The 24,801-nt window shown below is 70.8% G+C and carries 24 protein-coding genes; 9 read left to right on the top strand and 15 right to left on the bottom strand.

Going from position 1 to position 24,801, the window contains the following annotated elements; all coding sequences use genetic code 11:
- Positions 1–8 precede the first annotated feature (8 nt).
- The 4 genes from G4D86_RS16525 to modA all read right to left on the bottom strand — a co-directional run bounded on the left by G4D86_RS16525 (position 9) and on the right by modA (position 3,728).
- The gene (locus tag G4D86_RS16525; RefSeq protein ID WP_163994747.1) at positions 9–1,127 is read right to left on the bottom strand and encodes a serine hydrolase domain-containing protein; all 1,119 of its coding nucleotides are present in this window, start codon (positions 1,125–1,127) and stop codon (positions 9–11) included.
- Between the two features lie 92 nt (positions 1,128–1,219).
- Positions 1,220–2,290 (bottom strand): molybdenum ABC transporter ATP-binding protein, encoded by a 1,071-nt coding sequence (modC, locus tag G4D86_RS16520; protein WP_163994744.1) that lies wholly within the window; start codon positions 2,288–2,290, stop codon positions 1,220–1,222.
- The gene (gene modB, locus G4D86_RS16515; RefSeq protein WP_163995142.1) at positions 2,287–2,961 is read right to left on the bottom strand and encodes a molybdate ABC transporter permease subunit; all 675 of its coding nucleotides are present in this window, start codon (positions 2,959–2,961) and stop codon (positions 2,287–2,289) included. Before modB ends, modC begins: the two co-directional genes overlap by 4 nt.
- Positions 2,961–3,728, bottom strand: coding sequence for a molybdate ABC transporter substrate-binding protein (gene modA / locus G4D86_RS16510; protein ID WP_163994742.1), 768 nt, complete (start codon positions 3,726–3,728; stop codon positions 2,961–2,963). The genes modB and modA overlap by 1 nt, the downstream gene beginning before the upstream one ends.
- Positions 3,729–3,838: 110 nt before the next feature.
- On the opposite strand from modA, the gene G4D86_RS16505 reads away from it, so the two are divergent.
- Both G4D86_RS16505 and G4D86_RS16500 read left to right on the top strand, forming a co-directional pair.
- Positions 3,839–4,342 (top strand): MarR family winged helix-turn-helix transcriptional regulator, encoded by a 504-nt coding sequence (locus G4D86_RS16505; RefSeq protein WP_163994740.1) that lies wholly within the window; start codon positions 3,839–3,841, stop codon positions 4,340–4,342.
- 204 nt (positions 4,343–4,546) lie between these two features.
- Positions 4,547–6,088, top strand: a complete 1,542-nt coding sequence (locus G4D86_RS16500) for a Do family serine endopeptidase (protein WP_163994738.1) — start codon at positions 4,547–4,549, stop codon at positions 6,086–6,088.
- Here the strand turns inward: G4D86_RS16500 and G4D86_RS16495 are convergent.
- Positions 6,069–6,722: a YdcF family protein gene (locus G4D86_RS16495; RefSeq protein ID WP_163995141.1), complete on the bottom strand. Its 654-nt coding sequence runs from the start codon at positions 6,720–6,722 to the stop codon at positions 6,069–6,071. The genes G4D86_RS16500 and G4D86_RS16495 overlap by 20 nt on opposite strands.
- A 76-nt stretch (positions 6,723–6,798) precedes the next feature.
- Positions 6,799–8,178, bottom strand: a complete 1,380-nt coding sequence (locus G4D86_RS16490) for an NHL repeat-containing protein (RefSeq protein WP_163994734.1) — start codon at positions 8,176–8,178, stop codon at positions 6,799–6,801.
- A 235-nt stretch (positions 8,179–8,413) separates the two neighbouring features.
- On the opposite strand from G4D86_RS16490, the gene G4D86_RS16485 reads away from it, so the two are divergent.
- Both G4D86_RS16485 and G4D86_RS16480 read left to right on the top strand, forming a co-directional pair.
- Positions 8,414–8,803, top strand: a complete 390-nt coding sequence (locus G4D86_RS16485; protein WP_163994732.1) for a hypothetical protein — start codon at positions 8,414–8,416, stop codon at positions 8,801–8,803.
- Between the two features lie 129 nt (positions 8,804–8,932).
- Positions 8,933–9,484: a hypothetical protein gene (locus G4D86_RS16480; protein ID WP_163994730.1), complete on the top strand. Its 552-nt coding sequence runs from the start codon at positions 8,933–8,935 to the stop codon at positions 9,482–9,484.
- Positions 9,485–9,526: 42 nt separating this feature from the next.
- Here the strand turns inward: G4D86_RS16480 and G4D86_RS16475 are convergent, their stop codons facing one another.
- The 4 genes from G4D86_RS16475 to G4D86_RS16460 all read right to left on the bottom strand — a co-directional run bounded on the left by G4D86_RS16475 (position 9,527) and on the right by G4D86_RS16460 (position 12,566).
- Entirely contained in the window at positions 9,527–10,303 is a 777-nt protein-coding gene (locus G4D86_RS16475) for an endonuclease/exonuclease/phosphatase family protein (RefSeq protein ID WP_240360291.1), read from the bottom strand.
- Positions 10,304–10,506: 203 nt separating this feature from the next.
- Complete coding sequence (locus tag G4D86_RS16470; RefSeq protein WP_163994725.1) at positions 10,507–11,118, bottom strand: MXAN_6652 family MXYO-CTERM-anchored protein; 612 nt, start codon at positions 11,116–11,118, stop codon at positions 10,507–10,509.
- A 73-nt stretch (positions 11,119–11,191) separates the two neighbouring features.
- Positions 11,192–11,911, bottom strand: coding sequence for a TetR/AcrR family transcriptional regulator (locus G4D86_RS16465; RefSeq protein ID WP_163994722.1), 720 nt, complete (start codon positions 11,909–11,911; stop codon positions 11,192–11,194).
- Positions 11,892–12,566 (bottom strand): DUF4336 domain-containing protein, encoded by a 675-nt coding sequence (locus G4D86_RS16460; protein ID WP_163994719.1) that lies wholly within the window; start codon positions 12,564–12,566, stop codon positions 11,892–11,894. Before G4D86_RS16460 ends, G4D86_RS16465 begins: the two co-directional genes overlap by 20 nt.
- 179 nt (positions 12,567–12,745) lie before the next feature.
- On the opposite strand from G4D86_RS16460, the gene proS reads away from it, so the two are divergent.
- A complete protein-coding gene (proS, locus tag G4D86_RS16455; RefSeq protein WP_163994716.1) occupies positions 12,746–14,179 on the top strand; it encodes a proline--tRNA ligase in 1,434 nt (477 codons plus the stop codon).
- Between the two features lie 75 nt (positions 14,180–14,254).
- On the opposite strand, the gene G4D86_RS16450 is transcribed toward proS, so the two are convergent.
- Positions 14,255–15,115 carry a caspase family protein gene (locus tag G4D86_RS16450; protein ID WP_163994713.1) on the bottom strand — a complete coding sequence of 287 codons (861 nt, stop codon included), beginning with the start codon at positions 15,113–15,115 and terminating at the stop codon, positions 14,255–14,257.
- Between the two features lie 77 nt (positions 15,116–15,192).
- Entirely contained in the window at positions 15,193–16,455 is a 1,263-nt protein-coding gene (locus tag G4D86_RS16445) for an adenylate/guanylate cyclase domain-containing protein (protein ID WP_163994710.1), read from the bottom strand.
- A gap of 79 nt (positions 16,456–16,534) precedes the next feature.
- Here G4D86_RS16445 and G4D86_RS16440 point away from each other — a divergent pair, with 79 nt between their 5' ends.
- The 4 genes from G4D86_RS16440 (at position 16,535) to G4D86_RS16425 (ending at position 20,496) form a co-directional block, all read left to right on the top strand.
- Positions 16,535–17,059 (top strand): metal-dependent hydrolase, encoded by a 525-nt coding sequence (locus G4D86_RS16440; protein WP_163994708.1) that lies wholly within the window; start codon positions 16,535–16,537, stop codon positions 17,057–17,059.
- Between the two features lie 3 nt (positions 17,060–17,062).
- Positions 17,063–17,617 carry an RNA 2',3'-cyclic phosphodiesterase gene (gene thpR / locus G4D86_RS16435; RefSeq protein ID WP_163994706.1) on the top strand — a complete coding sequence of 185 codons (555 nt, stop codon included), beginning with the start codon at positions 17,063–17,065 and terminating at the stop codon, positions 17,615–17,617.
- 101 nt (positions 17,618–17,718) lie between these two features.
- Positions 17,719–18,333 carry a YiiX family permuted papain-like enzyme gene (locus tag G4D86_RS16430; RefSeq protein WP_240360289.1) on the top strand — a complete coding sequence of 205 codons (615 nt, stop codon included), beginning with the start codon at positions 17,719–17,721 and terminating at the stop codon, positions 18,331–18,333.
- Positions 18,334–18,423: 90 nt separating this feature from the next.
- Positions 18,424–20,496 (top strand): putative metal-binding motif-containing protein, encoded by a 2,073-nt coding sequence (locus G4D86_RS16425; RefSeq protein ID WP_163994704.1) that lies wholly within the window; start codon positions 18,424–18,426, stop codon positions 20,494–20,496.
- Between the two features lie 6 nt (positions 20,497–20,502).
- Here the strand turns inward: G4D86_RS16425 and G4D86_RS16420 are convergent, their stop codons facing one another.
- From G4D86_RS16420 to G4D86_RS16410, 3 genes are all read right to left on the bottom strand, one after another.
- Positions 20,503–21,270, bottom strand: a complete 768-nt coding sequence (locus G4D86_RS16420) for a methyltransferase domain-containing protein (protein ID WP_163994702.1) — start codon at positions 21,268–21,270, stop codon at positions 20,503–20,505.
- A gap of 63 nt (positions 21,271–21,333) precedes the next feature.
- Positions 21,334–23,775, bottom strand: a complete 2,442-nt coding sequence (locus G4D86_RS16415; protein ID WP_163994701.1) for a sialidase family protein — start codon at positions 23,773–23,775, stop codon at positions 21,334–21,336.
- 191 nt (positions 23,776–23,966) lie between these two features.
- Positions 23,967–24,734, bottom strand: coding sequence for a hypothetical protein (locus G4D86_RS16410; RefSeq protein WP_240360288.1), 768 nt, complete (start codon positions 24,732–24,734; stop codon positions 23,967–23,969).
- Between the last annotated feature and the right edge of the window lie 67 nt (positions 24,735–24,801).

The following is a 24,801-nucleotide window of genomic DNA, read 5'->3' as shown; positions in this document are numbered from 1 at the left end:
GCGGGGGCTCACGGCGCGGTGAGGACCTTCAGCAGCTTCTGCGTCGTGAGGCCTGGCAACCGGGCGCCCTCGTGATTGGTCATTACCGCCAGCGAGGCCTTCCGCGTGGGCAGCCATGCCGCAAGGGCGTTGAAGCCGGGGATGCTGCCGTCGTGGCCCTGCATCGGCACCACGGAGTCCGTCCACTGCACGAGGCCCAGTCCATAGCCGGACGCCTCGTTATCCCGGGCCAGTACCCATTGGGACATCTCCGCGCGCTGCTCCGCCGTGAGCAGGTCCCCCGAGAGGAGGACCTCGAAGAAGCGGCTGAGGTCGTCCGCGCTCGACACCAGCGCGCCTGCCGCACCCGCAGCGGATGGGTGGAGCAACCCCTCCAGGTTCGTCCACGCGCCATTCTCCGGGTCTCGCGTGTACCCGCCCACGGCGAGGGACGGCACCGTTTCGGCTCCGTCCAGCCCCGTGCTCGTCAGGCTCAGGGGCTCGATGATGCGCGTGCGGAGCTGCTGTGCCAGCGAGGTGCCCGACACGGCTTCGATGATGTGGCCGACGAGGATGTAGTTGGTGTTGGAGTATTCCCAGCTCGCTCCCGGCTCGAAGGAAGGTGAACGGGCCGCGCCGTACGCGATGATTTCCTCGGGCACCCACACCTTGCCGGGGTTGCCCATCGCCTCTGCGAGGAAGTCCGGGTTCTGGGTGTAGTTGGCCGTGCCGGCCGTGTGGTTCAGGAGCTGGCGCACGGTGATGCGGTCCGCGCGGGGGAAGTCCGGGAGCCACGTCGCGAGCGGCGCGTCCAGGGACAGCTTTCCCTCGGCCTGGAGCTGCAGCGCCACCACGGCGACGAAGGTCTTGGTGATGCTTCCCGCGCGGAGCCGGTCCTCGGCCTTCATCGCGGTGGCGGACTCCACCCGGGACAGGCCCGTGGCGCCATGCCACGTGCACTCCGGGAGACGGAGCGAGACGGTGATGCCGGGGAGGTCCTCCGCCGCGGCCGCCTCTTCGAGCGCGCTCTGCAGCCGGGGCGCGAGCTGCTCGCAGCGGGTGCCCTCGGGCTCGTCCTTGCCGCATCCCGCGAGCAACAACCACAGCGATGCGCCGAGCGCGAGCCGACCGGAACGATACCTGCCCATTTCGTGTCCTCCAGTGAGTGACGTGGTGCGAGCACCCGAACACCGGAGGACTGCGTTTCTGTTACCCGATGGCGGCGAGTCTGGAGCGCCGCTCAGCGCAGCCGGCGACACGCGGCGGTCTTCACCGCGAGGTACACGCGAGCCCCCGGCACCACGCCCAGCTCACGCACGGAGGCCGCGGTGAGCCGCACCACCCAGCTCACGCCGGCGACGTCCACCGTGGCCGCATCCTCTCCCGACGCCGCGGGCTCCACCTTCGCCACCGTCCCCATGAGCACGTTGCGCGCGGAGACTCCGGACAGCGGGCCCATGGAGAGCAACACGTCCTCGGAGGGCACCGCGTACGCCGCGCGCATACCCACGGACAGCTCCAGCGCGTCCGGCACCCAGAGCGCCAGTCCTTCCGCGACTCGCAACCGCAGGCCGCCACCCTCCGGTCGCTCCAGCGTGCCCTCCAGGATGTTCTCTTCGCCCTCCCCCTCCGACGCGAGCAGCCCACGTGCCGTCGTGCCCAGCACCTCGGACGCGAGGCCCACCGCGCGGACCCGGCCCTCGTCGAGCAGCAGCGCTTCATGCGCGAGGACTCGTGCCTCGCCGAGCTGGTGCGTCACATACAGCATCGGCACCTTCGCCTCGTCGCGCACCCGCAGCAGGTACGGCAGCACCCGTTCCTTCAGCGCCACGTCCAGCGCGGCCAGCGGTTCGTCCAGCAGCAGCAACGCCGGGTCCGTGGCCAGTGCCCTCGCCAGGGCCACGCGCTGCTTCTCGCCACCGGAGAGCGTCGGTGGATAGCGGTGCAGCAGCGGCGTCAGCTCCAGGAGGGAGATGGCCTCCTCTGCTCGGGAGGGCCGGCCCTTTCGCTCACCGAAGCGCACGTTCTGTCCGGCGGTGAGGTGCGGGAAGAGGAGCGCGTCCTGCGGCACGTAGCCCATGCGCCGTGCCTCCGGCGGCACGTCCACGCCGGCAGCGCTGTCCAACAGCACCCGCCCTCCCACTTGCACGCGTCCCCGAGCTCCGCGCCGCAGCCCCGCGAGCACCTCCAGCAGCGACGTCTTCCCCGAGCCCGAGCGCCCCAACACCGCCACGGAAGCGCCCGACAGGCGCGTCTCCACCTCCAGCGTGAAGCGCGCCAACGGAAGCCGGAGGGACAGGACCAGGCTCACGCCCGCCCCCGCCGTCCCCGCCGCCGTGTCACCACCTCCGTCGCGTACACCGCCACGAAGGCGAGCAGCGTCGCCACGCCCGCGAGCCGCAACGCCTCCGCGTCCTCGCCCAGCTGCGTGCGGTGGAAGATGGCCAGCGACAGCGTCTGCGTGCGCCCGGGGATGTTGCCCGCCACCAGCACCGTCGCGCCGAACTCGCCCAGCGCGCGGGAGAACGCCAGCAGCGCCCCCACCAGCACCCCGCGCCACGCCAGCGGCAGCGTCACCCGGAAGAATGCCCTCGCCCGCGTGTCCCCCAGCGTGCGCGCCACCGCCACCAGCCTCGGGTCCACCTCCTCGAATCCCGAGCGCGCCGAGCGCACCAGCAGCGGGAAGGCCATCACCGCGCTCGCCAGCACCACCGCCTTCGGCGTGAAGACCACCTCCACGCCCCACGCATCCAGCACCCGTCCCAAAGGCCCGTTGCGCGCCAGCAACTCCAGCAGCACCAGACCCACCGCCGTGGGCGGCAGCACCATGGGCAGCGCCAGCACCGTCTCCACCAGCCCCTTGCCCGGCCCGTCCCACCGCGCCAACGCGTACGCCACCGCCACCCCGGGCGGGAGGATGAGCAGCGTGGCCACCGCCGCCACCGTCACCGTGAAGAAGACGAGCCCCGCCGTGCCTTCCATCACGGAGCGCGCTGCTCCTTCCCACCGAGCACGATGAAGCCCTGCCGCGCGAAGACCTTGCGCGCCTCGTCCGTCTGCAGGAAGCGCACGAAGGCCCGACCGGCCTCCGGCACCTTCCCCTTCGCCAGCGCCGCCACCGGGTAGGTGATTCGCGGCGCGTCCGCGTCCGGCACCGCGAAGGCCACCTTCACCTTCTTCGACTGCGCCGCGTCCGTCGCGTACACCACGCCCGCGTCCACCCGCCCCGACTCCACCGCCGACAGCGCCGCGCGTACGTCCAGCGCCGGCACCACCTTCGGCTCCAGCGCCTTCCACAGCCCCGCCTTCTCCAGCCACGCCTTCGCGTACACCCCCGCGGGCACCGCCGCCGGGTCCGCCAGCGCCAGCCGCTTCACCCCCTTCAAGCCCTCCGGCCCCGCCAGCCGACCCTTCACGTCGGACGGCACCACCACCACCAACCGGTTGGAAAGCAGGTCCACCCGGGTGCCGGACTGCACCAGCCCCGCCTTCTCCAGGGTGTCCATCCGGACCGCATCCGCCGACAGGAAGGCATCCGCCGGAGCCCCCGCGACCGCCTGCCGAGCCAGGTCGCTGGACGCCCCGAAGGCGAACTCCACCTCGTGGCCGGTGGCCCGGGTGAAGGCCGGCGCCAGCTCCTGGAGCGCGTTGGTGGTGCTCGCCGCGGCGAACACCAGCGCCTTCTCCGCGAGTGCGGGCATGGCGGTCAGCGAGAGAAGAAGAGAGCAGAGGAGGGAGAAGGGACGCATGATGGGGTGCTTCTCACTTTCCAGGGCAGGCGAGGGCTCATTGTCCACATGAGCGCCCCCGCCGCGACAACGGGTTGACCCGCAACCCCCAGGCCGCTAAGGCATACTCCGTGTCACGGAATATCCATAAAGAGGAAGAAGACGTCTCGACCGACGTGCACAAGCTGCAGCAGCTGCTGCTCGCGCTGGGCCGGCGTCGTTCGCTCCGTGACCCCATCGCCAGCACGTGCGAGCAGCTCCAGTTCACGCCGCCGCAGGTGCATGCCCTGCTGTGGCTGGGTCAGGACGGCGCGCTCACCATGGGCGAGCTGGCCCGGCGGCTGGGCGTCACGGAGAAGACGGTCACCGGCGTCGTGGACCGGCTGGAGCGCGAGGGCCACCTCATGCGCGAGCGCAGCGCGTCGGACCGCCGCGTCGTCCGCTGCCGCCTCACGCCTGACGGGCAGGCGACCTGGCAGAAGCTCGAGCGCTTCACGCTCCAGGGCATGGGCCAGCTGCTCAGCATCCTCGACACCAGCGACCGCAAGGCCCTCTTCCGCATCCTCGAGAAGCTCCTGCGCCGCATCGACTCGCAGGCGGGGGCCCCCCCCAGCTCCCGCGAGCGCTCGGCCTGAGGCCGTCGACCTTCCGCGCTCCGGGCACGCCTGCCCACCTTCGCATGCAGGGTGAATCAGGGTTCAGCTCGTAGGCACTCCCCGGGCGGTGCGCATCGGCGCCAGGGCGCGTTCATCGGGACGAGTCCCCGAGCGGGGCTTCGCTGGAGGAGCGGGCAGGGCGGCCCCGCGCGGGGCCGGGCGTTGAATGGAGGGAGGAAGGCCATGAAGCGCAGCACACGCACGCTCACGGCGGGGCTGGGGCTGGTCCTCATGCTGGCGGGCTGCCGCCGGAGCAGCGAGGAGCCCTCCTCCGCTCCGCCGCCCGCGGCCCGGGAAGAGGCCTCGTCCGACACCAGGGGCCGCGCTCCCGCCGAGCAGCCGATGCCTCCAGACATGAGCTCCGCGCTCGCGTCCGTCGCCCCGCTGGTGGAGTCCGTGAGGGCCGCGGTCGTCAACGTCGAGGTCCGCGAGGCCGCGCCGTCGCGCCGCGGGTCGGAGGACTCGCCCTGGGGCGAAGAGGGCGACACCCCCTTCGGTGGCACTCCCTGGGGGCCCTTCACGCCGTTTGGCCGCCAGGCCCCGCATCCCCAGGAGACGCCGCGCCAGGGGGTCGGCTCGGGCTTCATCATCGACGGCCGGGGGCTGGTGCTCACCAACAACCACGTCGTGCAGGACGCGCTGGAGATTCACGTGCAGCTGCCCGACGGGCGCACGTTGCGCGCGAAGGTGCTGGGGACGGACCCGCTCACGGACGTGGCGGTGCTGCGGCTCCAGCTTCCGGCCGACGCGAAGGCGCTGCCGGTGGTGCGGCTGGGCGACTCGGAGGCGCTGCGCGTGGGCGACTGGGTGGTGGCCATCGGCAACCCCTTCGGGCTGGGCTCCAGCGTCAGCCTGGGCATCGTCTCGGCCAAGGCCCGCGACATCGAGGCGGGCCCGTTCGACGACTTCCTCCAGACGGATGCCGCCATCAATCCCGGCAACTCCGGCGGGCCGCTCTTCAACCTCCGGGGCGAGGTGGTGGGCATCAACACCGCCATCATCGGCGGGGGTACCGGCATCGGCTTCGCGGTGCCCAGCAACCTGGTCCGCGCGCTGGTGCCGCAGCTCGAGAAGAACGGCGCCGTCACGCGCGGCTGGCTGGGCGTGTCCGTGCAGGATTTGACGGCGGACCTGGGCGAGGCGCTCGGCCTGCCGGCGCGCACGGGCGCCATCGTCACCGACGTCTCCGAGGACACGCCCGCCGCCAAGGCCGGACTCCAGCGGGATGACGTCATCATCGCCGCGGACGGGAAGCCCATCGACTCGGGCAGGACGCTCACGCGCCTGGTGGCGCTGACGGCTCCCGGCACGCCGCTCACCTTCTCCGTCTACCGGGGCGGGAAGAAGGCGGAGGTGAAGGCGACGCTGGGCACGCGGCCGGACCTGGAGGGCGTGGCGTCTCGGAGCCATCCCGAGGAGCGGGAGCAGCCGGCGCACCAGCGCCTGGGGCTGGGCCTGGCGGACATGGACGCACGGCTCGCGCGCGCGCAGGGGTTGCCGGCGACGGGCGCGCTGGTGACGGACGTGGACGAGAGCTCGGCGGCCGGGGCTTCGGAGCTGGCGCCGGGGATGGTGGTGGTGGAGGCCGGCGGCAAGCCGGTGCACCGCGCCGGGGACTTGATGCGGCTGCTGCGGGAGGCGAAGCCCGGCCAGACGGTGCTGCTGCGCGTGGCGCTGCCGGGGGGCGTGCGCGAGCTGCGCGCGCTCACGGTGCCGGCGGAGTAGGCGCGTCCTCGGGTGCGCGGGCCAGGAGCACGCGCGGGTGCAGCAGCAGGGCGATGGCTTCGCGCACCGTCCAGTAGAAGCGGTCCACCGCGTTGAGGTTGCGCTCGGTCTCCAGCGCGGGGCTGGTGGCTACGTCCAGGCCGTTGAGGCGGAAGTACTGCCGCGCCCGCAGCAGGTGGTACGGGTCGGAGACCACCACCACGCGCCGCGCGCCCAGCGTCCGCAGCAGCTTCGCGGCGAGGCGCGCATTGTCCTCCGTGGAGTGGCTCTCCTCCTCCAGGATGCACGCCTCCGCCGGCACGCCCAGCCGCATCGCGAGCGCCAGCATCACCCGCGCTTCCGACGGGGGATTGACGCCCACGCCTCCGGAGAAGACGAGCCGGGGCGCGACGCCGCGCTGGTACAGCTCCACGGCCTTCTCCGTGCGCGCCCGCAGCGCACCGGAGGGCACGCCGCCGGGCAGCACGCGAGCGCCCAGCACCACCACCGCGTCCGCGGACTCCGCCCGCTCGCGCTGGCCGAAGCGGTCCACCACCCACGCCAGGCCGAACACGCCACACGTCAGCGCTCCCGCCGCGACGATGAGGAGGCGGCGGAGGAGACCCTGTCTGGGGGACAGCGAGGAAGGCGGCACCGGCGGCACGGTAGCCCCGCCCCGGCCGGGTCGCGAGCGCGGTGTGGCTGGAAGGAACGTTCATTCCGCCCCGGCCTCAGGGGTCGAAGCCCTCCAGGAACGCGTCACGCCGGCCGCCCATCGGCGACGGCATCATGCCCATGCCGAGGTCCGCCGCCGCGATTCGCGAGCCCGCCACGGCGCACACGCCGGTGGTGGAATGCGACGAGACGAAGTAGCGGTCCCCGGACACGTCGGTGCCGGCCGGGTGGTTCATGGCGAAGCCGCGCACCCACCGCAGCGCGCCGTCCACGCGGTCCAGCTTCGCGACGAAGAGGTTGGACTGCACGCCCGGCACGCCCGCCATGGGGCCCGTGCCCAGGTCATCCCCATCCTCGTACCGGCCGACGACGACGGCGCCGTCGTCATAGTCCATGGCCACGTCCAGCCCGGAGAAGCCGAGCACCCGCACCCAGCGCTCGTTGCCGTCGCGGTCGAACGCCGCCACGTACGCATCACTCCAGCTTCCCTTCGCCTTGTACCGCTGCCCCTTGAACGTCAGCGGCTTGAGGAAGTCCCCCGTCATCAGCACACGGTTGCCGTGCACGGCGACGCCGCTCGCATTGCCGTAGTCCGTGGCGAGCGTCCGCTCCCACACCGTGTTCCCCTCCGCGTCCAGCCGGCGGAGGAACGGCAGGAAGTTCGTGTCCCCGCGCACCCGCACGAAGTGGAAGCCCGTCAGGTAGACGTTGCCCTCGCTGTCCGCCGCCACGCTCCGCCCGCGGCCTTGCCGGTTGTCCGCGTGCAGCCACAGGAAGTCACCGTCCGGGCCCAGCTTCAGCAGCGCGGGCACGTCGCGCAGCACCAGGTCCGGCAGCGTGCCCGCCACCGCCACGTTGCCCCAGCGGTCCGCGTCCATCCGCTGGATGACGAAGCCCGAGGACACCCCCAGCGACTCCAGGCTGTACGCCCACAGGAAGTCACCCTCCCGGTCCAGCTTGAGAATGAAGCGCCCCGCGGGCAGCGGCCCTCCGCCGTAGTCCACGCCCGCAGGGTTGCGGCCCGCGATGAGCACGTGGCTCTGCGAGTCCACCGTGAGCGCCTCCGCGAAGCCTGGCAGGGGGAAGGACCACAGTCGCTCGCCGCTCGCGCCGTACTTCGACACCACGAAGGTGTTCGGCAGGTACGAGGCCAGCGCTCCCTCGCCGTCCGTGAGGCTGTCGCTGGGGGCACCCTCCGCCACGTTCAGCGCCACCACGGCGTTGCCCTCCGAGTCATGCCCCACGCCGGCCATGAACTCCTTGCCCACGCCCTTCATCGACTGGAGCCAGCGCGAGCCACCACCCGCCGAGGTCGCCTGCGCCTGGGCTCGCATCGGTTCGGCGGGCGTCAGCGGCGCCGTCTCCGAGGGCCCCTGCCAGTCACCTTCGTCCCCCTGCTCCACCGGCCCACCGCACGCCGCCAGCACCAGTGCCACGCAGGCACTCCATCCCCATCCACGACGCATGTTGCTTCCCCCACCGCGGCGCCCGGGCCCACGGGCAGCGGGCGTCACATCGCACGCACGGTGGGGATTCAGCCGTCCCAGCGCCACCTCTCCGGGGGTGGGTTTGACAGTCCACTGTCACACGCCCGCGCCCTCATGCCGGGAGGGCAGGCGAACGTACGAGCACAGTAGACGGGCGCCTCCCAGCTGCGCTCCAATCCGCCGCATGATGACCGAGCAAGACGCGGCGAAGGTGCTGTCCGACGCGGAGCTGGTGCCCTGCGCGGAGATGCCGTTGATGGATGCACGGCGGCTGGTGGACGCCTGCCTGGGCGCGGACGTCCCGGCGCTCGTCCACCGCGAGGCGTGCGCCAAGGTCGGCTGCACCCCGAAGTTCCAGGTGCTGGTGCGCCCCGAGGACGGCCCTCGCGTGGCCACGCTCCTCCAGCAGCGCTGGCTGGACAGCATCCAGGCCGAGGGGCTCGGCTCGGGAGGCACCCTCATGCAGCCCCCGCCCGCCCAGGACGAAGAGGGCGAGCCGCCCTGCCCCGCCTGCGGCACCGCCGCCCCCCTCGTCGCCGGGGCCTGCGCCGACTGCGGTCTCCAGCTCGACTAGCAAACAGGCTGCAATTTTCCACCATTACCTCTTTCCCACCCTCCAAGGTCCGGCGCACAATGGCTGCGCCCGGAGCACGCCGGGAACACGTCCACGGGCGCGCTCGGGGCCCGCGGTGGAGGACAACGCATGGATGTCAAAGGCGTCGCGTTCCTGGCGCGGCAGCAGATGATGGTGCAGACCTTCGGCGAGGCGGCCTGGAAGGCCTTCCTCGCGGAGTTCGCGAAGAAGGAGCCGTTCTTCGCCAACCCGGTGATGCCCGTGACGCGCATGCCGGTGGACGCCTTCCTCCATCTCAATGAGGACCTGCTGGCCCGCTTCTACGGCGGCAACAAGAGCGCCTGGTGGCAGTTCGGCATCAAGTCCGCCGAGTACGCGCTGAGCCAGGGCCAGCTCAAGACGATGTTCAGCCCGGGTGACTTGCGCCGCTTCCTCCTGTTCACCCCCGGCATCTGGAAGGGCTACTTCACCGAGGGAGAGCTCAACGTCCATCCCGGCCAGGGCCACACGGACCTGAGCATCACCAACGTGCCCAAGCCCCACGTGTACTTCGAGCTGTCGGTGATGGGCTTCGCCTTCGGCGGCCTGACGCAGCTGGGCGCCAAGAATCTCCAGCACCAGGTGCTCAAGGGCTACAGCAAGGGCGACAAGGAAGTGCTGTACCGCTTCAACGCGAGCTGACGCACCCGGCCGCCCCGCGCGCTGTCGAGGCGGCCTCGCGCATCAGGGCGCGGAGCCGACGGCGCCCGCTTCGGCGGGGCGCTCGGCCACCGCCGGAAGCGACTCCGGCTTCAGCCGCAGGTCCGCCACCACCGGGTAGTGGTCCGACACCGCCACGTGCAGCACGCGGCTGGACACCGGGGTGAAGGCCTCACACGCCAGCACGTAGTCGATGCGCAGCGTGGGGAGGATGAACGGCATGGGGTACGTGCCGCGCGCCCCGCCGGTGGCGGCCACCACGTCGCGCATGTCCCGCCGCAGCAGGCGGATGGGGCGCGAGTCCGGGTCGTCGTTGAGGTCCCCCATCAGCAGCTTGGGCCGCGAGTCCGCCGCCATCAGCCGGGCCACCAGGGCGCTCTGGCGCACGCGCGCATCCCCGTTGAAGGGACGGCGGATGAGGTGCGTGAGGTAGATGCTCACCTCGCGCCCGTCCATCCGCACCACCGCGTGGGCCAGCGTGCGGGGCTCCGCGCCGCGAGGCACCGGCAGCGGGTACTGCGCCAGCGCCTCCAGCGGGAAGCGCGACAGCAGGGCGATGCCATAGGCGCCGCCATACAGCTCCGTGGTGCGGAAGTGGGCGCGGTACGGCAGGCCGGTGAGGCGGGACAACTCCGCCACCTGGTCCACCCCGCCCGCGCGCGTGGAGCCGACGTCCACCTCCTGCAGCGCGACGACGTCCGGCACCGAGGCGCGGATGACGCCCGCCACGCCCTCCAGTCCGTGCGCCCCGGACTGGATGTTGAAGGTCATCACCCGGAGCTCCCCCGTCTTGCGCTGCACGGAAGAGACAGGGACCTCCGGCGGACGGAGGCCGGGGCCACTCACACACGCGAGCGGCCCCATCAGGAACAGGATGGGAAGGAGTCGGCGGAGGTGCATGGACAAGGGCGCGGATGTTAGGCCGCGCCCCCGGAGGCTGTCGCCCCACCCCGCCGGGCCCGTTCGCAGGGCAGGCGGCCGCCTACGCGATGCGGCAGCGCGGGCTACTTGCGGCGGCGCGAGCGGGCGCCGAGCAGCATCAGCACCGCGCCCAGCAGCGGCGCGCCCGCGGCGGCCGAGCAGCCACCCCCGTCGTCACCCTCGTCCACGGCGCCACCCGTCACGGTGATGGTCTTCGTGGTCTGCGCGGAGGCGTCGCCGGTGGGCTCGTTGTTGAAGTTGGTGGAGTTGCCCGCGCCGTAGAGCAGAATGAATTTGCCGCTGGAAGGCGCCACCAGGGTGAAGTCGAAGCGGAGCTCGCCGTTGGAGAAGGCCTTGGGCGCCTTGTGCGTCACCTCGCCGCTGGTCTTCCTGGAGTCGGAGCCGGCCTCCACCGAGCCGGTGTCCACCGCCACGTTGAAGCCGCCGCGCACGCCCGCGCCGCCCTTGATGACGAGCGTGTAGTTGCCGGTGGTGCCCGCCGCCAGCGTGTCCGGGCCCTCCAGCGTCACCGTGGGCGGCGTGCCGCCCGTGTGGCAGGTCGAGTTCATGCACGTGTTGCCGGACTGCTTGCCGCTGTAGCCGGTTTGACCGGTGGCGTAGGCGAAGGCGGAGCCGGAGACGAGGCACGCCGCCATGGTGCCGGCAATCCAGAGAGACGAACGAGACGACCGCATGAAGCCTCCTGAAGGCGAACGACTGGGATGAAGGCCCTTCATAGCGCGACGCGGCAAGCGTTCACAGCAACACTCAGCGCACGGCGGTCCGCAGCAGCAGCGCACAGGCTTCGTCACGCAGTTGCGACAACGTGTGCCGCGTGCTTCCACCGGCATTTTCCAGCCCCGCCACCAGCGACAGCAGGCCGTGCGCCACCGTCCAGGCGACGTTGGCCAGCCGGCGTGGCTGGAAGCCCGGGGCGAGCCGGCCCGCGCGCGCGTCCGTCTGGAGCCGCGCCTCGAGCGCGTCGTTGAGCCGCGCGCTCAGCGCATACACGCGCTCGCGCTGCGCGTCGGACTGGCGGCCGAGCAGCTGGGGCCAGAGGTACACGACGCGGAAGGCGTCCAGGTCCTCCGCGTACAGGTCCACCCGGGCCCGCACCAGCGCGGCGAGCGCCTCCACCCCGCTGTCCGCGGAGGCCACCGCCGCCTCCAGCACCTCCACCTCGCGGGCCAGGCCCTCCACCGCCAGCTCCCCGACGAGCTCCTCCTTGGAGCGGAAGTAGTAGAAGAGCGACGGCTTGCTCAGGTCCGCCTCCGCGGCCACCGCGTCCAGCGTCAGCCCGGAGATGCCCTCGCGCACCAGCACCGTGCGCGCGGCGGTGAGGATGACCTTGCGCCGGCCCTCCTGGCGCCGCGCCTTGCGGGCCTCGCGCTCCTCCGTGTCGGCAGCGGGTGCCTCGGCGCGAGGCGAGGCGCGACGGCGCCCGGCCGGGGACTTCCGCCCGCCTCCGCTAGAGCCGGGCGAAGCCATCCGCCAGCGCCTTCCTGCCGCCCGTCTCCACCACCGAGCCGTGGCACACCACCACCCGCTCCGCGTCCCACGCGAGCGCCTTCTCCAGCGAGGCGCGCACCGCCGCCTTGTCCTTCATGATGGCCTTGGTGATGAGCGTGGGCGAGAGCCGCTGCCACGCGCCGCACAGCTTCAGGTACGTCTGGGTGAACCACGAGCCCGTGCGGTGGACGTTGAAGGCCATGTCCGTGACGAGCACCGTGCGGCTGGGACGGTGGAAGAAGAGGGACTCGTCCAGCCTCGGCATGCCCCGGATGAAGGCCTGGTCGATGACGCCCGCCCAGCCCGCGTCCGGCGCGTCACCCAATTCCAGGTCGATGCGCAGGTCCGGCCGCTTGCGCTTGAGGCCCGCGGGCGCCGCTACCTTCGCGTCCGGGTACGCCGCCGCCCAGTCCTGCATGGCCAGGTGGTGCATGAGGTTGGGCGCCACCAGGAAGCGCACCGGGCCCAGCGCGTCCACCTGGGCGCGCACCTCCGGGGTGAAGCGGACGGGCGAGTGCACCCACAGCCCTCCGTCCGGCAGGCGGACGACAGTCATCCGGCCCCCCAGGTCGAAGCTCCCCAGCTTGAAGGGGACGGTGAGGATGTGGACGTCGTCGGCCAGGGGACGAAGCATGGCGCCTCCGGAATACGGGGATATCCAACCTGTGTTCCGTATTTTGACCGTCGGTCGAAAATACTGCAACCCATTCCATGGGGCAGGGAACGCAAGGGGCGACGGGGCCGTTGATTTCCGGGGGGGCCCGTCGTAGGCAACCCTCCTCTTTCAACGACTTCAAGAAGGGTGCCCAGCACATGGCCGAGAAGCTCACGACCCGCGAGAAGGGCTTTTCCGAGTGGTACGTCGACCTGGTCCAGAAGGCGAAGCTCGCCGACTACTCGGACGTGAAGGGCTGCATGGTCATCCGGCCCAACGGCTATGCCATCTGGGAGAACATGCAGCGCGTCCTGGACAAGATGTTCAAGGACCTGGGGCACAAGAACGCCTACTTCCCGCTGCTCATCCCCGAGAGCTACCTGAAGAAGGAGGCCGAGCACGTCGAGGGCTTCAACCCGCAGCTGGCCGTCGTCACCCACGCGGGCGGCGCCAAGCTGGAGGAGCCGCTCGTCATCCGGCCCACCAGTGAGACCATCATCAACCGCTCGTTCTCCAAGTGGATTCAAAGCTACCGGGACCTCCCGCTGCTCCTGAACCAGTGGGCGAACGTGATGCGCTGGGAGATGCGCACGCGCCTGTTCCTGCGAACCACCGAGTTCCTCTGGCAGGAGGGCCACACCTGCCACGAGACGGAGGAGGACGCGGAGAAGGAGACGCTCCAGATGCTGGAGGTCTACCGGACGTTCGCCGAGGACTACATGGCGATGCCGGTGCTGCCGGGGCGCAAGTCGGAGTCGGAGCGGTTCGCCGGCGCGCTGCGCACGTACAGCATCGAGGCGATGATGCAGGACAAGAAGGCGCTGCAGGCGGGCACCAGCCACAACCTGGGGCAGAACTTCGCCAAGGCCTTCGACACCCAGTTCCAGGGCCGCGACGGCAAGCAGCACTACGTCTGGCAGACGTCCTGGGGCTCGTCCACGCGCCTCATCGGCGGCCTCATCATGACGCACTCGGATGACTCGGGCCTCATCGTCCCGCCGAAGCTGGCGTCCACGCACGTGGTCATCATCCCCATCTTCGGCAAGGCGTCCGACGCGGAGAAGACGCAGGTGCTGGAGAAGAGCCACGCGCTGGCCGCGGACCTGCGCAAGCAGGGCCTGGGCGTCACGGTGGACGACGACGAGTCGAAGGGCCCGGGCTTCAAGTACTACGAGCACGAGCTCACCGGCACGTGCGTGCGCATCGAGATTGGCCCCAAGGACCTGGCCAAGGACTCGTGCGTCATGGTGCGCCGCGACTTGAAGCAGAAGGAGTTCATCCCGCTGGGCGAGGCCGTCTCCAAGGCGCAGTCCATGCTGGACTCCATGCAGAAGGACCTGTTCAACAAGGCGAAGTCCTTCCGCGACTCGCACACCTTCGAGGTCAACTCCTACGAGGAGCTGAAGGCGAAGGCGGACGACGGCTTCCTGCTGGCCCACTGGAACGGGGACGCGAAGGTGGAGGCCCGCATCAAGGAGGAGACGGGGCTCACCACGCGCTGCCGCCCCTTCAGCCTCAAGCAGGAGCCGGGCAAGTGCGTCGTCACCGGCGAGCCCTCGCCGGGCCGCATCGTGTTCTCCAAGTCGTACTGAGCCACGCCTCCAGTCGTTGACGAAGGGCCGCGGGGAGTCACTCCCGCGGCCCTTTGGCGTTTCAGGGCCCGTGCGTCAGGGATGGAACGGCGTCTGGCGCTCGAACTCGCGGCTGGGGACGCCGACGATGGAGTAGGCCGGCGACTGCAGGGGCGGCATGCGCCGGCAGATGCGGCGGTGGAAGGTGTTGTGGCTGCCGCGGAACTTCCCGCCGTTGTAGACGCGCAGCAGGTTGGCGGTGAACAGGCCGTTGAACGTGCCGTCGCTGGAGAGCTGATTGTCCATGCACCCGGAGATGAGCAGCACCGTGGCCTTCATCGTCGCGCGCGGGTCCTCCTTCGGCAGGTCCTTCATGATGGCGTCGTACATGGGGCGGTTGTTCCGGTAGGTGCGCAGGGCGATGACCTCCGGCATGTTCCGGAAGCGCCGCTCCTCCTCGTGCGTGTCCTGCACCGAGTCCGCCAGCATCGCCAGGTTGCCGCTGCTGCGCAGCGCCGCGTAGGCCGTCCTGCTCACCGAGCCGCTGTGACAGCTGTCGGAGAGCATGAACACGCGCACGCCCTGCTTCAGCTTCGAGAGCGCGGCGTAGATTTCGTCGTCGACGAGCTCGCCATCAAAGAGCACCCACGTCTCGTCCCGCCCGTCCACCTCGTCGCCGTTCATGTCCGGAAGCTGGCCGCCGTGCCCCGAGTACGTCAGCAGGAACAAGTCGCCGGGTGCCAGCACCCGGGCCGCCTCGTCGAATTCCTTCAGCACGCGAGCGCGCGTCGCCTCCTTCGTGAGCAACTTCGTCACCTTGCCGAACTTCTGCCCGCGGGCGATGGCCTCCATGTCGTCCGCGTCCGCCTCGCAGGCCAGGAGCGCCCCGTCCCAGCCCGCGTAGTGAGCCGGGTCCACCGAGTTCAAGCCGATGTTCAACGAATATCCCTGCGCCATGAGTCACACTCCTCCGTGGTTGTCCGGATGGAGCGCGGGTGCGGACCTTGTGACTCAGCGGGGCGGCGGCCGGGCGCTCAGTTCGCGGCGAGCAGGCCCGGCTTGCGGGGGGCAAAGGTGGCCACGGGCTCGGCCTTGCCAGCCACGGGCAGGGGGGCGGCCGGCTCGAAGTCGAAGCCTGCCTGGCACTCCCCCATCGTCGCTCCGGACACGAGCATGGGGACGCCCACCTTCTTGGTGAGCCCCTCAATCCGGCTGGCCAGGTTCACTGCGTCGCCAATCACCGTGTACTCGCGCCGCTGCTCGCTGCCCACGTCCCCGACGACGACGCGCCCGGTGTGGATGCCAATGCCGATGCGCAGCGGCTCCTCGCCCCGCGCGGCGCGCTCGGCGTTGAGTTTCTCCAGCGCCTCCAGCATGGCGAGGCCACAGGCGACGGCGGCCTTGGGGTGCCCCGGCAATTCCAGCGGCGCGCCGAAGTACGCGAGGATGCCGTCGCCGATGAACTTGTCGAGCGTGCCTCCGTGGCGGAACACCACCTCCACCATGCGCGAGAGGTACTCGTTGAGCAGCGCCACCACCTGCGGGCTGTCCATGCGCTCGGACATGGAGGTGAAGCCGCGGATGTCGGAGAAGAGGAGCGTCACCTCTCGGTGCTCGCCGCCGCCCGCCTCGGCGCCACGCTCGGCGAGATGGCGGGCCACCTCCGGGGAGAAGTAGCGGCCCAGCCGCTCGCGCTGCACCTCCTCCTGGGCCACCTGCGTCACCAGGCCCAGCACCTGCCGGCCGATGAAGACGGCCGCCAGCGCGGCCAGCGACAGCACCAGCACCACGCCGGAGAAGAAGGACTCCCTCGGCAGGCCGGCAGCGTCCGCCAGCAACGTCTGCAGGGCGATGGCCACCGCCGCGGCCGCCACCACGCTCACGCGCGACAGCGTCACCAGCGCCACGATGACCACCAGGGTGATGTAGACGCCCAGCGACATCACCGCGACGAAGCCCGGGTCCGTCGCGGAGGGGTCGGTCAGACGCTGGAGGGCCAGCCGCTCGACGGCCATCTTCTGGATGATGAAGACGGCGGGCATGTCCACGAAGGCGAGCAGCAGGGCCGACCGGCGCAGGAGCGCGGGAAAGCGCCGCGCGGCGAGCCACAGCAGGAAGGCCAATCCCGGGTAGAGGGCCAACCTGTCCAGGGGCACCTGCCACTCGTACCGCCAGGCCACGAACAGCCAGCCCGCCCCGCCCGCGAACCGGAACCGGTTGAGCCACTCACCCACCTGCGAGCGCCAGCCCCTCAGGCGCCGCTGGAGTGTGTCCTCGACATGGGAGCGATTCCACATGGAGCCCGGACGCTAGCCCACGTGCTGCGCCCCCTCCAGTCACGGGCCACCGCGTCCAGGTGGGCTATCTTTCCGGCATATGGCGAGCATCGGTCACGTGGCGGTGGGCATGGCCCTGGGGAGGTACGAGGCGGGCGGCGCATCCCTGCGCAGGCAGGCGGGCGCCATGGCGCTGCTCTCCCTGCTCGCGCTGCTGCCCGACGCGGACGTGGTGGGCTTCAAGTTCGGCATCGCCTACGCGGCGCCGTGGGGGCACCGGGGCGCGTCGCACTCGCTGGTGTTCGCCCTGGGCGTGGCGCTCGTCGCGATGATGGTGGCGCGGGCGCTGCGCGCTCCGGCCGCGCGGTGGGGGGCGCTCACGCTCCTCGCGGTGGCGAGCCACGGACTGCTGGACGCGCTCACCGATGGCGGCCTGGGCGCGGCGCTGCTGTGGCCCTTCTCGGAGGGGCGCTACTTCGCGCCGGTGCATCCGCTGCCGGTGTCGCCCATCGGCGCGAGGATGCTGTCCGCGCGCGGCCTGTATGTCGTCGGCGTGGAGCTGCTCGCCTTCATCCCCTTCTGGGCCTACGCGCTCTGGCCGCGTGGGCGCCGCCAGGAGTCCTGAGCCATGCGCCTGTTCACCGCCGTCACGCTGGGAAGCACGATTGAGGCGCGCACCCTCGCCGGGCTGGAGCGGCTGCGCGTCCTGGCGCCTCATGCCCGCTGGGTGAAGGTGGAGGGCGTCCACCTCACGCTCGTGTTCCTGGGCGACGTGGACGAGGCGCGGCTGCCGGAGCTGCGCGCGGCGCTGGAGCCGGTGGGCCCGAGACACGCGCCCTTCGTGTTGTCCGTCGGAGGCGGGGGGAGCTTTGGTTCGCCGTCCCACCCGCGCGTGCTCTGGGCGGACGTGCGCGGGGCGACGGAGGCGCTGAAGGTGCTGCAGGCGGACACGGCCGCGGCGCTGCAACCGCTGGGCTTCGAGCCCGAGCACCGCGAGTACACCGCGCACCTCACCCTGGCGCGCTCGAAGGACCCGCGCGGAGACCCGGCCCTCGCGCGGTGCTCGCAGACGCTGGCGGAGGCGGACTTCGGCGAGGGGCGCGTGGACCGGCTCATCCTCTTCGAGAGCAAAGGGGGGCACTACCACTCCCGGCTGGAGGTACCGCTCACGCGCGCGGGGTGAGGCGCGCACGCGGAGAGTGCGGTACGAGCGCTGTCCTGGCCGGTTGGCACCGGGTCTGCACTGTTTCCGGGCAGGCGCGGGCAAGCGCCGGAAAGGACTGGATGATGCGGTGGAGTGTCCTCGTGGCGGTGTGGCTCGGAGCGCACGGCGCGGTCGCGGCGCCACGGCTGGAGGCGTCGCTGCGGACGGGAGACATCGTCCTGCACACCTCGCGCTCACGTCAGTCGGAGGCCATCCGGGCGGCGACGGAGAGCCCGCTGTCCCATGTCGGCATGGTGGAGGTGACGCCCCAGGGGGCCTGGGTGGTGGAGGCCGTCCAGCCGGTGCAGCGCGTGCCCTTCGCGAAGTGGAAGGCGCGCGGGTTGAAGGGCCACATCCTGGTGCTGCGGCCGAAGGAGCTGAGCGACGCACAGCGGCAGCAGGCGGTGGACGCGGCGAAGAAGCACCTGGGCAAGCCGTACGACTGGAAGTTCGGCTGGGATGACGAGGCGATGTACTGCTCGGAGCTGGTGCGCAAGGCGTACGCCCAGGGCGCGGGCGTGGAGTACGGGAAGATGGAGCGCCTGGGCTCGCTCAAGGTGCAGGGCCTGGAGAAGGTCATGCGCGAGCGCTATGGCGTGAAGGTTCCGCTGGACCTGGAGCTGGTGACGCCTGCCAGCCTGGCCGTCGATGAGAAGCTGGAGGTGGTGCACTCGGACTTCCCCGCGGTGAGATAGTTCCCACCCGAACACCCGGACCTCGAGGCGAGCGGGCGGGAGGGGGGCGGGGCTGTGGAATTGCGGGAGCACACAGCTAGGATGCGCGGTATGCGACGCGTCCTGCTGTTCCTCCCCCTCCTCGCGCTTGCTGGCTGCAAGGAAGAGACTCCTCAGGGTGGCGTGAAGGTCACCGTGAGCTACGATGGCTTCAAGCCCGGCTGCGTGCGGGTGATTGCGCGCGACGTGGAAGGTGGCCACGACCCGCTCTCCGAGGACGTGGCGGCCGAGAAGGTCAGGGGCGAGGCCACTGGCGGCAGCATCGTCGTGGGCGTGCTCCCGCCCGACAACTGGAGCAGCGCGGTGGAGGTGGAAGCGCAGGCCTTCGAGCGCACCTGCGACGGCGAACCGGTGGTGCGCAGGTCGCAGGCAGTCACCATGACGCGAGGCGAGTCGACGTCCACGACGCTGCTGCTGCTCGCGGAAGACGAGGACGCGGACGGCTACGTGTCCAGGCTCACCGGCGGCACGGACTGCAATGACGACAGGCCCACCATCAACCCGGGCGTGACGGAAGAGCTGTGCAACGGCGTGGACGACAACTGCAATGACCAGGCGGATGCGGTGGAGCTCCAACTGGGACAGTCGTGCACGACGGGCACCAACTGCCAGGGCACGAGCGCCTGCGGCGACAACGGCAAGGTCGTCTGCAACGTGCCGAGCGCTGCCATGGCGTACCCGGACGCGGACGGGGATGGGCACGGGGACAAGAACGCCACTGCCACGGCCTTCTGCAACGGCGTGCCCACGGGCTTCGTCACCAGCCCGAACGATGACTGCGACGACAGAGTCGGCACCGGTGCCAACGTGTTTCCCGGCGCGCAGGAGCGCTGCGACGGCAAGGACAATGATTGCGACGGCCCGAGTGACGAGGACTTCCCGCAACTCAACCAGGCGTGCAATGACCCGGGCACGCAGTGCAACGGTACGCAGCAGTGCAATGCGCAAGGCACGGCCCTCACGTGCGTGATTCCCCAGCCGGTGCCCAGCTGGTACCCGGATGATGACGGCGACGGGTTTGGCCGGACCAGCGATCGGCAGCAGACCTGTGTGCAGCCCGCGGGCGCTTTCGTCAGCCAGGGAGAGGACTGCGACGACGGCAATCCCTTCACGTACCGCAACGCGACCGAGCTGTGCGATGGGCTCGACAATGACTGTGACACCCTCGTCGAGACCGCCGCTGCGTGCCCGGCGGGTGGAGGGACGTGGAACACGCGCACCGAAGGCTCGGGGACGCAGATATGGCACTCGGTCTCCACCTGGACGCCCGGTGGGGTATGGGCGACGGGGGACAACAATCGCCGCGCCGTGATGAGGCCGGGAGACTCGGGCTTCACCGTGACAACGTCCGGGTGTGGCGATGCGTCTACCGCCTGGTATGCCGTGTGGGCCGACCCGAACAACAATGGCCGCGCCTATTTCACGTCCGCCAGTGGCCGGTTGGCCAATCAGGACTCGACCAGCACGAGCTGCACCCAGGTCACCGTCACGGACCTGGCCACCTACGGCATCACGGGCGTCCGGAACAACTCCGTCCTCGAGCTCTACGGAGTCAGTGCAAGCAGCGCCGTTGGCGAAGGTGCGGCCTTCCTCTGGGACGGTGCCACCACCACGGTGACCTTCAACCCCACCGCCAACGACATCAGCTATGTGTTCGACGTCCACGGAACGACCCGGAACACGCTCTTCGCGGCCGGCGGCTATTCCACTGGCACGGTCGGGCCTCGCATCTACCGCTACATGCCTGGCGATGGGACGTGGCAGACGCAGAACGTGCAGGCCATCTCCGGGCTGGGGCGCCTCATTGGCATCTGGGTGGTGAATGACAAGGTCGCTTTCGCCGTAGGCGATAGCGGGTCCGCCCTGAAATGGAACGGCACGACCTGGAGCAAGCTGACCTTCCCCAACAGCGACGACCTCACCTCCGTCGTCGCCTTTGGCGCGAACTCGGCCTACGCCACCGCCCAAAGCGGTACCAAGGGCCGCATCTACCGGTACAACGGCGTGGACTGGCAGAAAATCCACGAGGTCGCGAACGTCCAGTTCAAGGACATCGCCGGGACCAGCCCCGCGGACCTGTGGGTGGTGGGCAACAACGGGAAGATCCTCCACTGGCCCCAGTGACGCGGCTCAGCGCATCCGCCGCGCCACCACGAAGCGGCGGCTGAAGAGGTACGGCGTGCCTCGCGCGTGCTTCGGGTAGGACTGGCGCAGCAGGGGCTTCAGCGTGTCGAGGAAGTCCCTTCCCTCCTCCGGCCCCAGCGCCGCCAGCACGGGCCTCAGCGTGGTGCCCAGCAACCACTGGAGCACCGCGTCCTCGCCCGGCAGCATGTGCAGGTACGCCGTCTCCCACGCGTCCACCGTCATTCCCAGGTCGGACAGCCACGCCTCGTAGGTGGCGAGCGGCTCCGCGTGCCCCCGGCGCACCGCCTCCAGCTTCGGGGCGAAGCGCGGCAGGGCCCGCACCTCGTCGATGTGCCGGTGCGAGGGCGCCTCGAAGTTGGCCGGCACCTGGAAGGCCAGCACCCCGGCGGGCGCCAGCTTCGCCACCAGCTGCTTCAAGAGCGCGCCGTGGTCCGGCACCCAGTGCAGCGCCGCGTTGGAGACGAGCACGTCCAGCGGCGCCGGAGCCTCCCAGCCCGCGAGGTCCGCCACCTCGAAGCGCAGGGACTCCGGCGGCGGACGGCGGCGCGCCTCCTCCACCATCGCATCCGACGAGTCCACGCCGTACACCCGCGCGTCCTTCCACCGCCCGGCGAGCACGCGCGTCAAATCACCGGTGCCACAGCCCAGGTCCGCCACCTGCGCGGGCGCATCCACGTCCACGCGCATCAGCAGCTCGAAGAAGGGACGCTTCCGCTCGTCACGGAAGTGCGAGTACTGCGTCGGGTCCCACATGGCGACCACCTCCTGGCGGTGCCGCGGGCACCGCGCGCCAGGAGGTGTAACCCAATGGGCTGCTCAGCGCTTCACTCTCAGCACCTGGAAGCCGCGGCCGGACGTGCCGAAGCCACGCACGTTGTCCATCCGCACCACCAGGTCTCCCGAGGGCAGCACGCCCCACACATCCGCCTGTGCGAAGGCGCTGCTGCTCAGCCGCTCGTAGCGCAGCGCCTCTCGCCACGTCACCCCGTCTCCGCTCGTGAAGAGGCGGGCGTAGAGGTCACCCGGCGCCTGGACGTCTCCCGCGCTTGCCCAGCCCGTGCCCATGGCCCAGCCACCGCCGGGCACCGGCATGAAGGAGTACGCGGGGCCGGGCAGCTCCAGCAGCGCGTCCACGCGGCCACTCGGGAAGAGGCGCAGCAGCTTCGGGTGCTCGGGCTCGAACAGCGTGGACTGTCCCAATAGCAGCGCGCCGTCCGACTGCACCGCTCCCGCCACGCCATTGGCCGCGTAGCCGCTGAAGAGGGTCGTCCAGTTCCGCCCGCCATCCGTGGAGCGGAGCACCGCCGACTGCGCCTTGCTGCTGCCCATCGTGGCCCACAGCACGTTGGTCGTCGCGTCCACGAAGAGCGAGTAGCCATGCCGGTGCGCGGTGAGCGTGGAGCGCACCGCCCATGTGGCCCCACCGTCGCTGCTGGCCCACAGCCGTATCGGCGTGTTGGACGAGGTGAAGGTCTGGTACTCGAGGAAGAACCAAGTGCTCCCCAGCTCCGCGAAGCTCCGCGGGCCGTAGGCGCGGTAGTTCCCCAGGCTCACCGCGCTCCCCCACGTGCGCCCGCCATCCGTCGAGCGCTGGAGCTGGTAGACGCCGCTGCGGCTCGCCACCGCGAGCAGCGTGCCGTTCTTCATCGCGGCCATCACCCAGAGGTTGCCGCCGTTCTGCCCGCGCGCCGTGAAGGTGCGCCCGCCGTCCGTGCTCGCCACCAGGTTCGAGCGGCTCCCGTCGAGCGCCAGCGCATACACCGTGCCCGCGCCATCCACCGCGAGCACCTCGTGCGTGGTGTTCGTGTACACGGGCTCCAGCGTGATGGCCCCCGACGTGCCCCCGTCCGGCAGCGGCGTGCCTCCGTCGGTGCCCGGGGTGCCCCCGTCCGTGCTCGTGCCTCCGTCCGTACCTGGAGTGCCGCCATCCGTGCTCGTGCCTCCGTCGGTACCTGGAGTGCCGCCATCCGTGCTCGTGCCTCCGTCGGTTCCCGGCGTCCCCCCATCCGTCCCCGTCCCACCATCCGGCGGCGGCGTGCCTCCATCCGTCCCACCATCCGGCACCGGCTGCGGCGTGACGGACAACGCCACGCGAGACACCGTGCCCCAATTGCTCGCATCGGGCGCCTCGCCGAAGAGGCACGGCACCTCGGTGCTGTCCGCGGGCAGCACGTCCACCGCGTTGAGGTAGCCCTTGAACGTCTCGTCCCCGTCGAGCGTCACCGCGTTGCCGAAGCTCCCGTCCTTCAGCACGCGCACGCGCAGCTCGTAGTGCTCGTTCAGCACGCGCACGCGGTTGTAGAAGACATACAGCGTGTCACCGATGCGCGTGGTGGCCGCCTGCATCGCCCAGTCCGACGTGCCCTCCACCAGGACGCGCGGCCCGAAGGACGTGCCGTCGAAGTGCCGGTAGTAGAGCTTCTCCGTCTCGTCCTTGTAGACGAGGTCGATGCCGCCCTGCCCGTCCTCCACCGCGCTCAGCGCGGCGCCGTGGTAGATGCCGTCGGAGAACGCGTCGCGCACCGAGCCCCACGTGTCCAGCGGGTCCGAGTCGTTGCGGATGCGCATGCGCGTGGGCTCGAAGCCGTCGTGCATGGCGTAGAAGAAGACGAGCCGCGAGCCCACGCTCAGCAGCCGCCCACCGCCCCGGTGCTTCACCTTCCCCAGGTCCGGCTGCCGCGTGAAGCTGGCGCCGCCGTCCGTGGACACCGACACCACCGCGGTGGAGGTGCCGTCCCGCTCCAGCCGGAAGGCCTGCACCCAGAACCGCCCGCGCGAGTCCCTCGCCAGCAGCGCCCGTGAGAAGCCCGTGTTGTCGTCCGGCGTGTCCAGCACGCGCACCGCCGGCTGCGGCGTCCACGTGTCCGAGCCGGACTGGTAGCGCCACCACTGGAAGTACACGTCATGCCGCCGCGAGGGCGCCAGCGACGGGTCCTCGTACGAGTACACGAGCGCCACGTCCCGCCCCACCGCGAGCAATTCCGCCCGGTCCGCGTGCGTCGGGTCCGACTGGATGTCCGCGACGCGCCGGAGCGAGCGAAGCCCGTCCTCGGAGCGGTACAGCACCAGCCCCTTGCCGTCCCTGCCCCCGTGCTGGATGGCCACCAGCAACGAAGGAGGACGCCCTGAACCCGTCTCGATGCGAACAATGTGTCGCTGTGCCGGGAGCGTGAGGGCATTGCCCCCGCTCACCGGTACCAGCGACGTCCCGCCTGCCGCGAGCACCGCGGCGAGCAGGGCACCAGCCAGCCCCGTCATTCCTGTCCCCCTCCCTGTCAACTCCCCGGAAGGAAGCTAGGACCGGGGCATAGGGAAGGAAACCGGGTCAAAACAACCACATGGGCCCATACGCCGAGCCCGCCAGGCTGCCTGCCGCCCGGCCCACGCTTCCTCGTGGGAGCGTACCTGGCGCACGCTCCCCCGCGAGGGAGCGTGCCCGGGGTGACGACCTACTTCGCGCGGCGGCGGCGGGTGGTGCCCGCGTCCGGCGCGGTGGTGCCCGCGTCGGCCGCCGGCTCCACGCTCGTGCCGCTGTCGGCAGCCACCAGGCCGCCGTCGGCCGTGCCGGCATCCGCGCCAGCCGCACCCGCGCGCTGCACCGGCGGCGGCGGGTTGACGAGCGCCAGCGAGCCGAGGAAGTCGTCCGAGCCCGGCGCGCCGATGCTCGGGTTGTAGAGGACGAGCATGGTGTAGAGGCGCGGGCCCACCAGGTAGTTGCGCGCCTTCACCTCGCCGTTGGGCGAGGACACCGTGTAGGACTTGCCGGGGTAGCCGTCGACAGTGACTTCCTGCTCGTTGCTGACGGTGCCCTTGAGCTGGTTGGTGAGGCCGTCACGGCCCTCGTTGAGGAAGGCCTCCGCGGGACGCGCGGCGACGACCTTCTCCGGGTAGTCCGCGATGCTGACGGAGAAGATGACGCCTTCCGGAGTCTGGAGCGAGTACGCGGCCGTGGCCACGTCGCCCGCCGGAATGGTGACCTTCTGCCGCTGCACCTGCGGCTGGCCGGGCATCTTCACGGAGAAGCCCTCCTCCGCATTCACGGTGGCCAGCTGCGGGCCGGTGTCCACCGGGGGGGCCGAGTTGTCGCCGCCCTCGTTGGGAATCTCCTCAATCGTGGAGGAGGCTTGCTGGTTGTCGGTCTTCTGCTGACCGGCGCACGCGGCGGCAATCAGCGCGATTGTGGCAACGGCGGCGAGGAGGCGGGACAACGAAGGCATGGGCACGCTTCCTAATTGAGGTTGAACGCGGTGCGTCTTCGGACGCTAGACGAACTGCTTGCCTGCT

Origin of the sequence: Pyxidicoccus caerfyrddinensis (assembly GCF_010894405.1) — a bacterium.
GTDB lineage: Bacteria > Myxococcota > Myxococcia > Myxococcales > Myxococcaceae > Myxococcus > Myxococcus caerfyrddinensis.
Note: the sequence above shows the minus strand (reverse complement) of the source record. Positions and strands in the feature narration are given on the sequence as shown.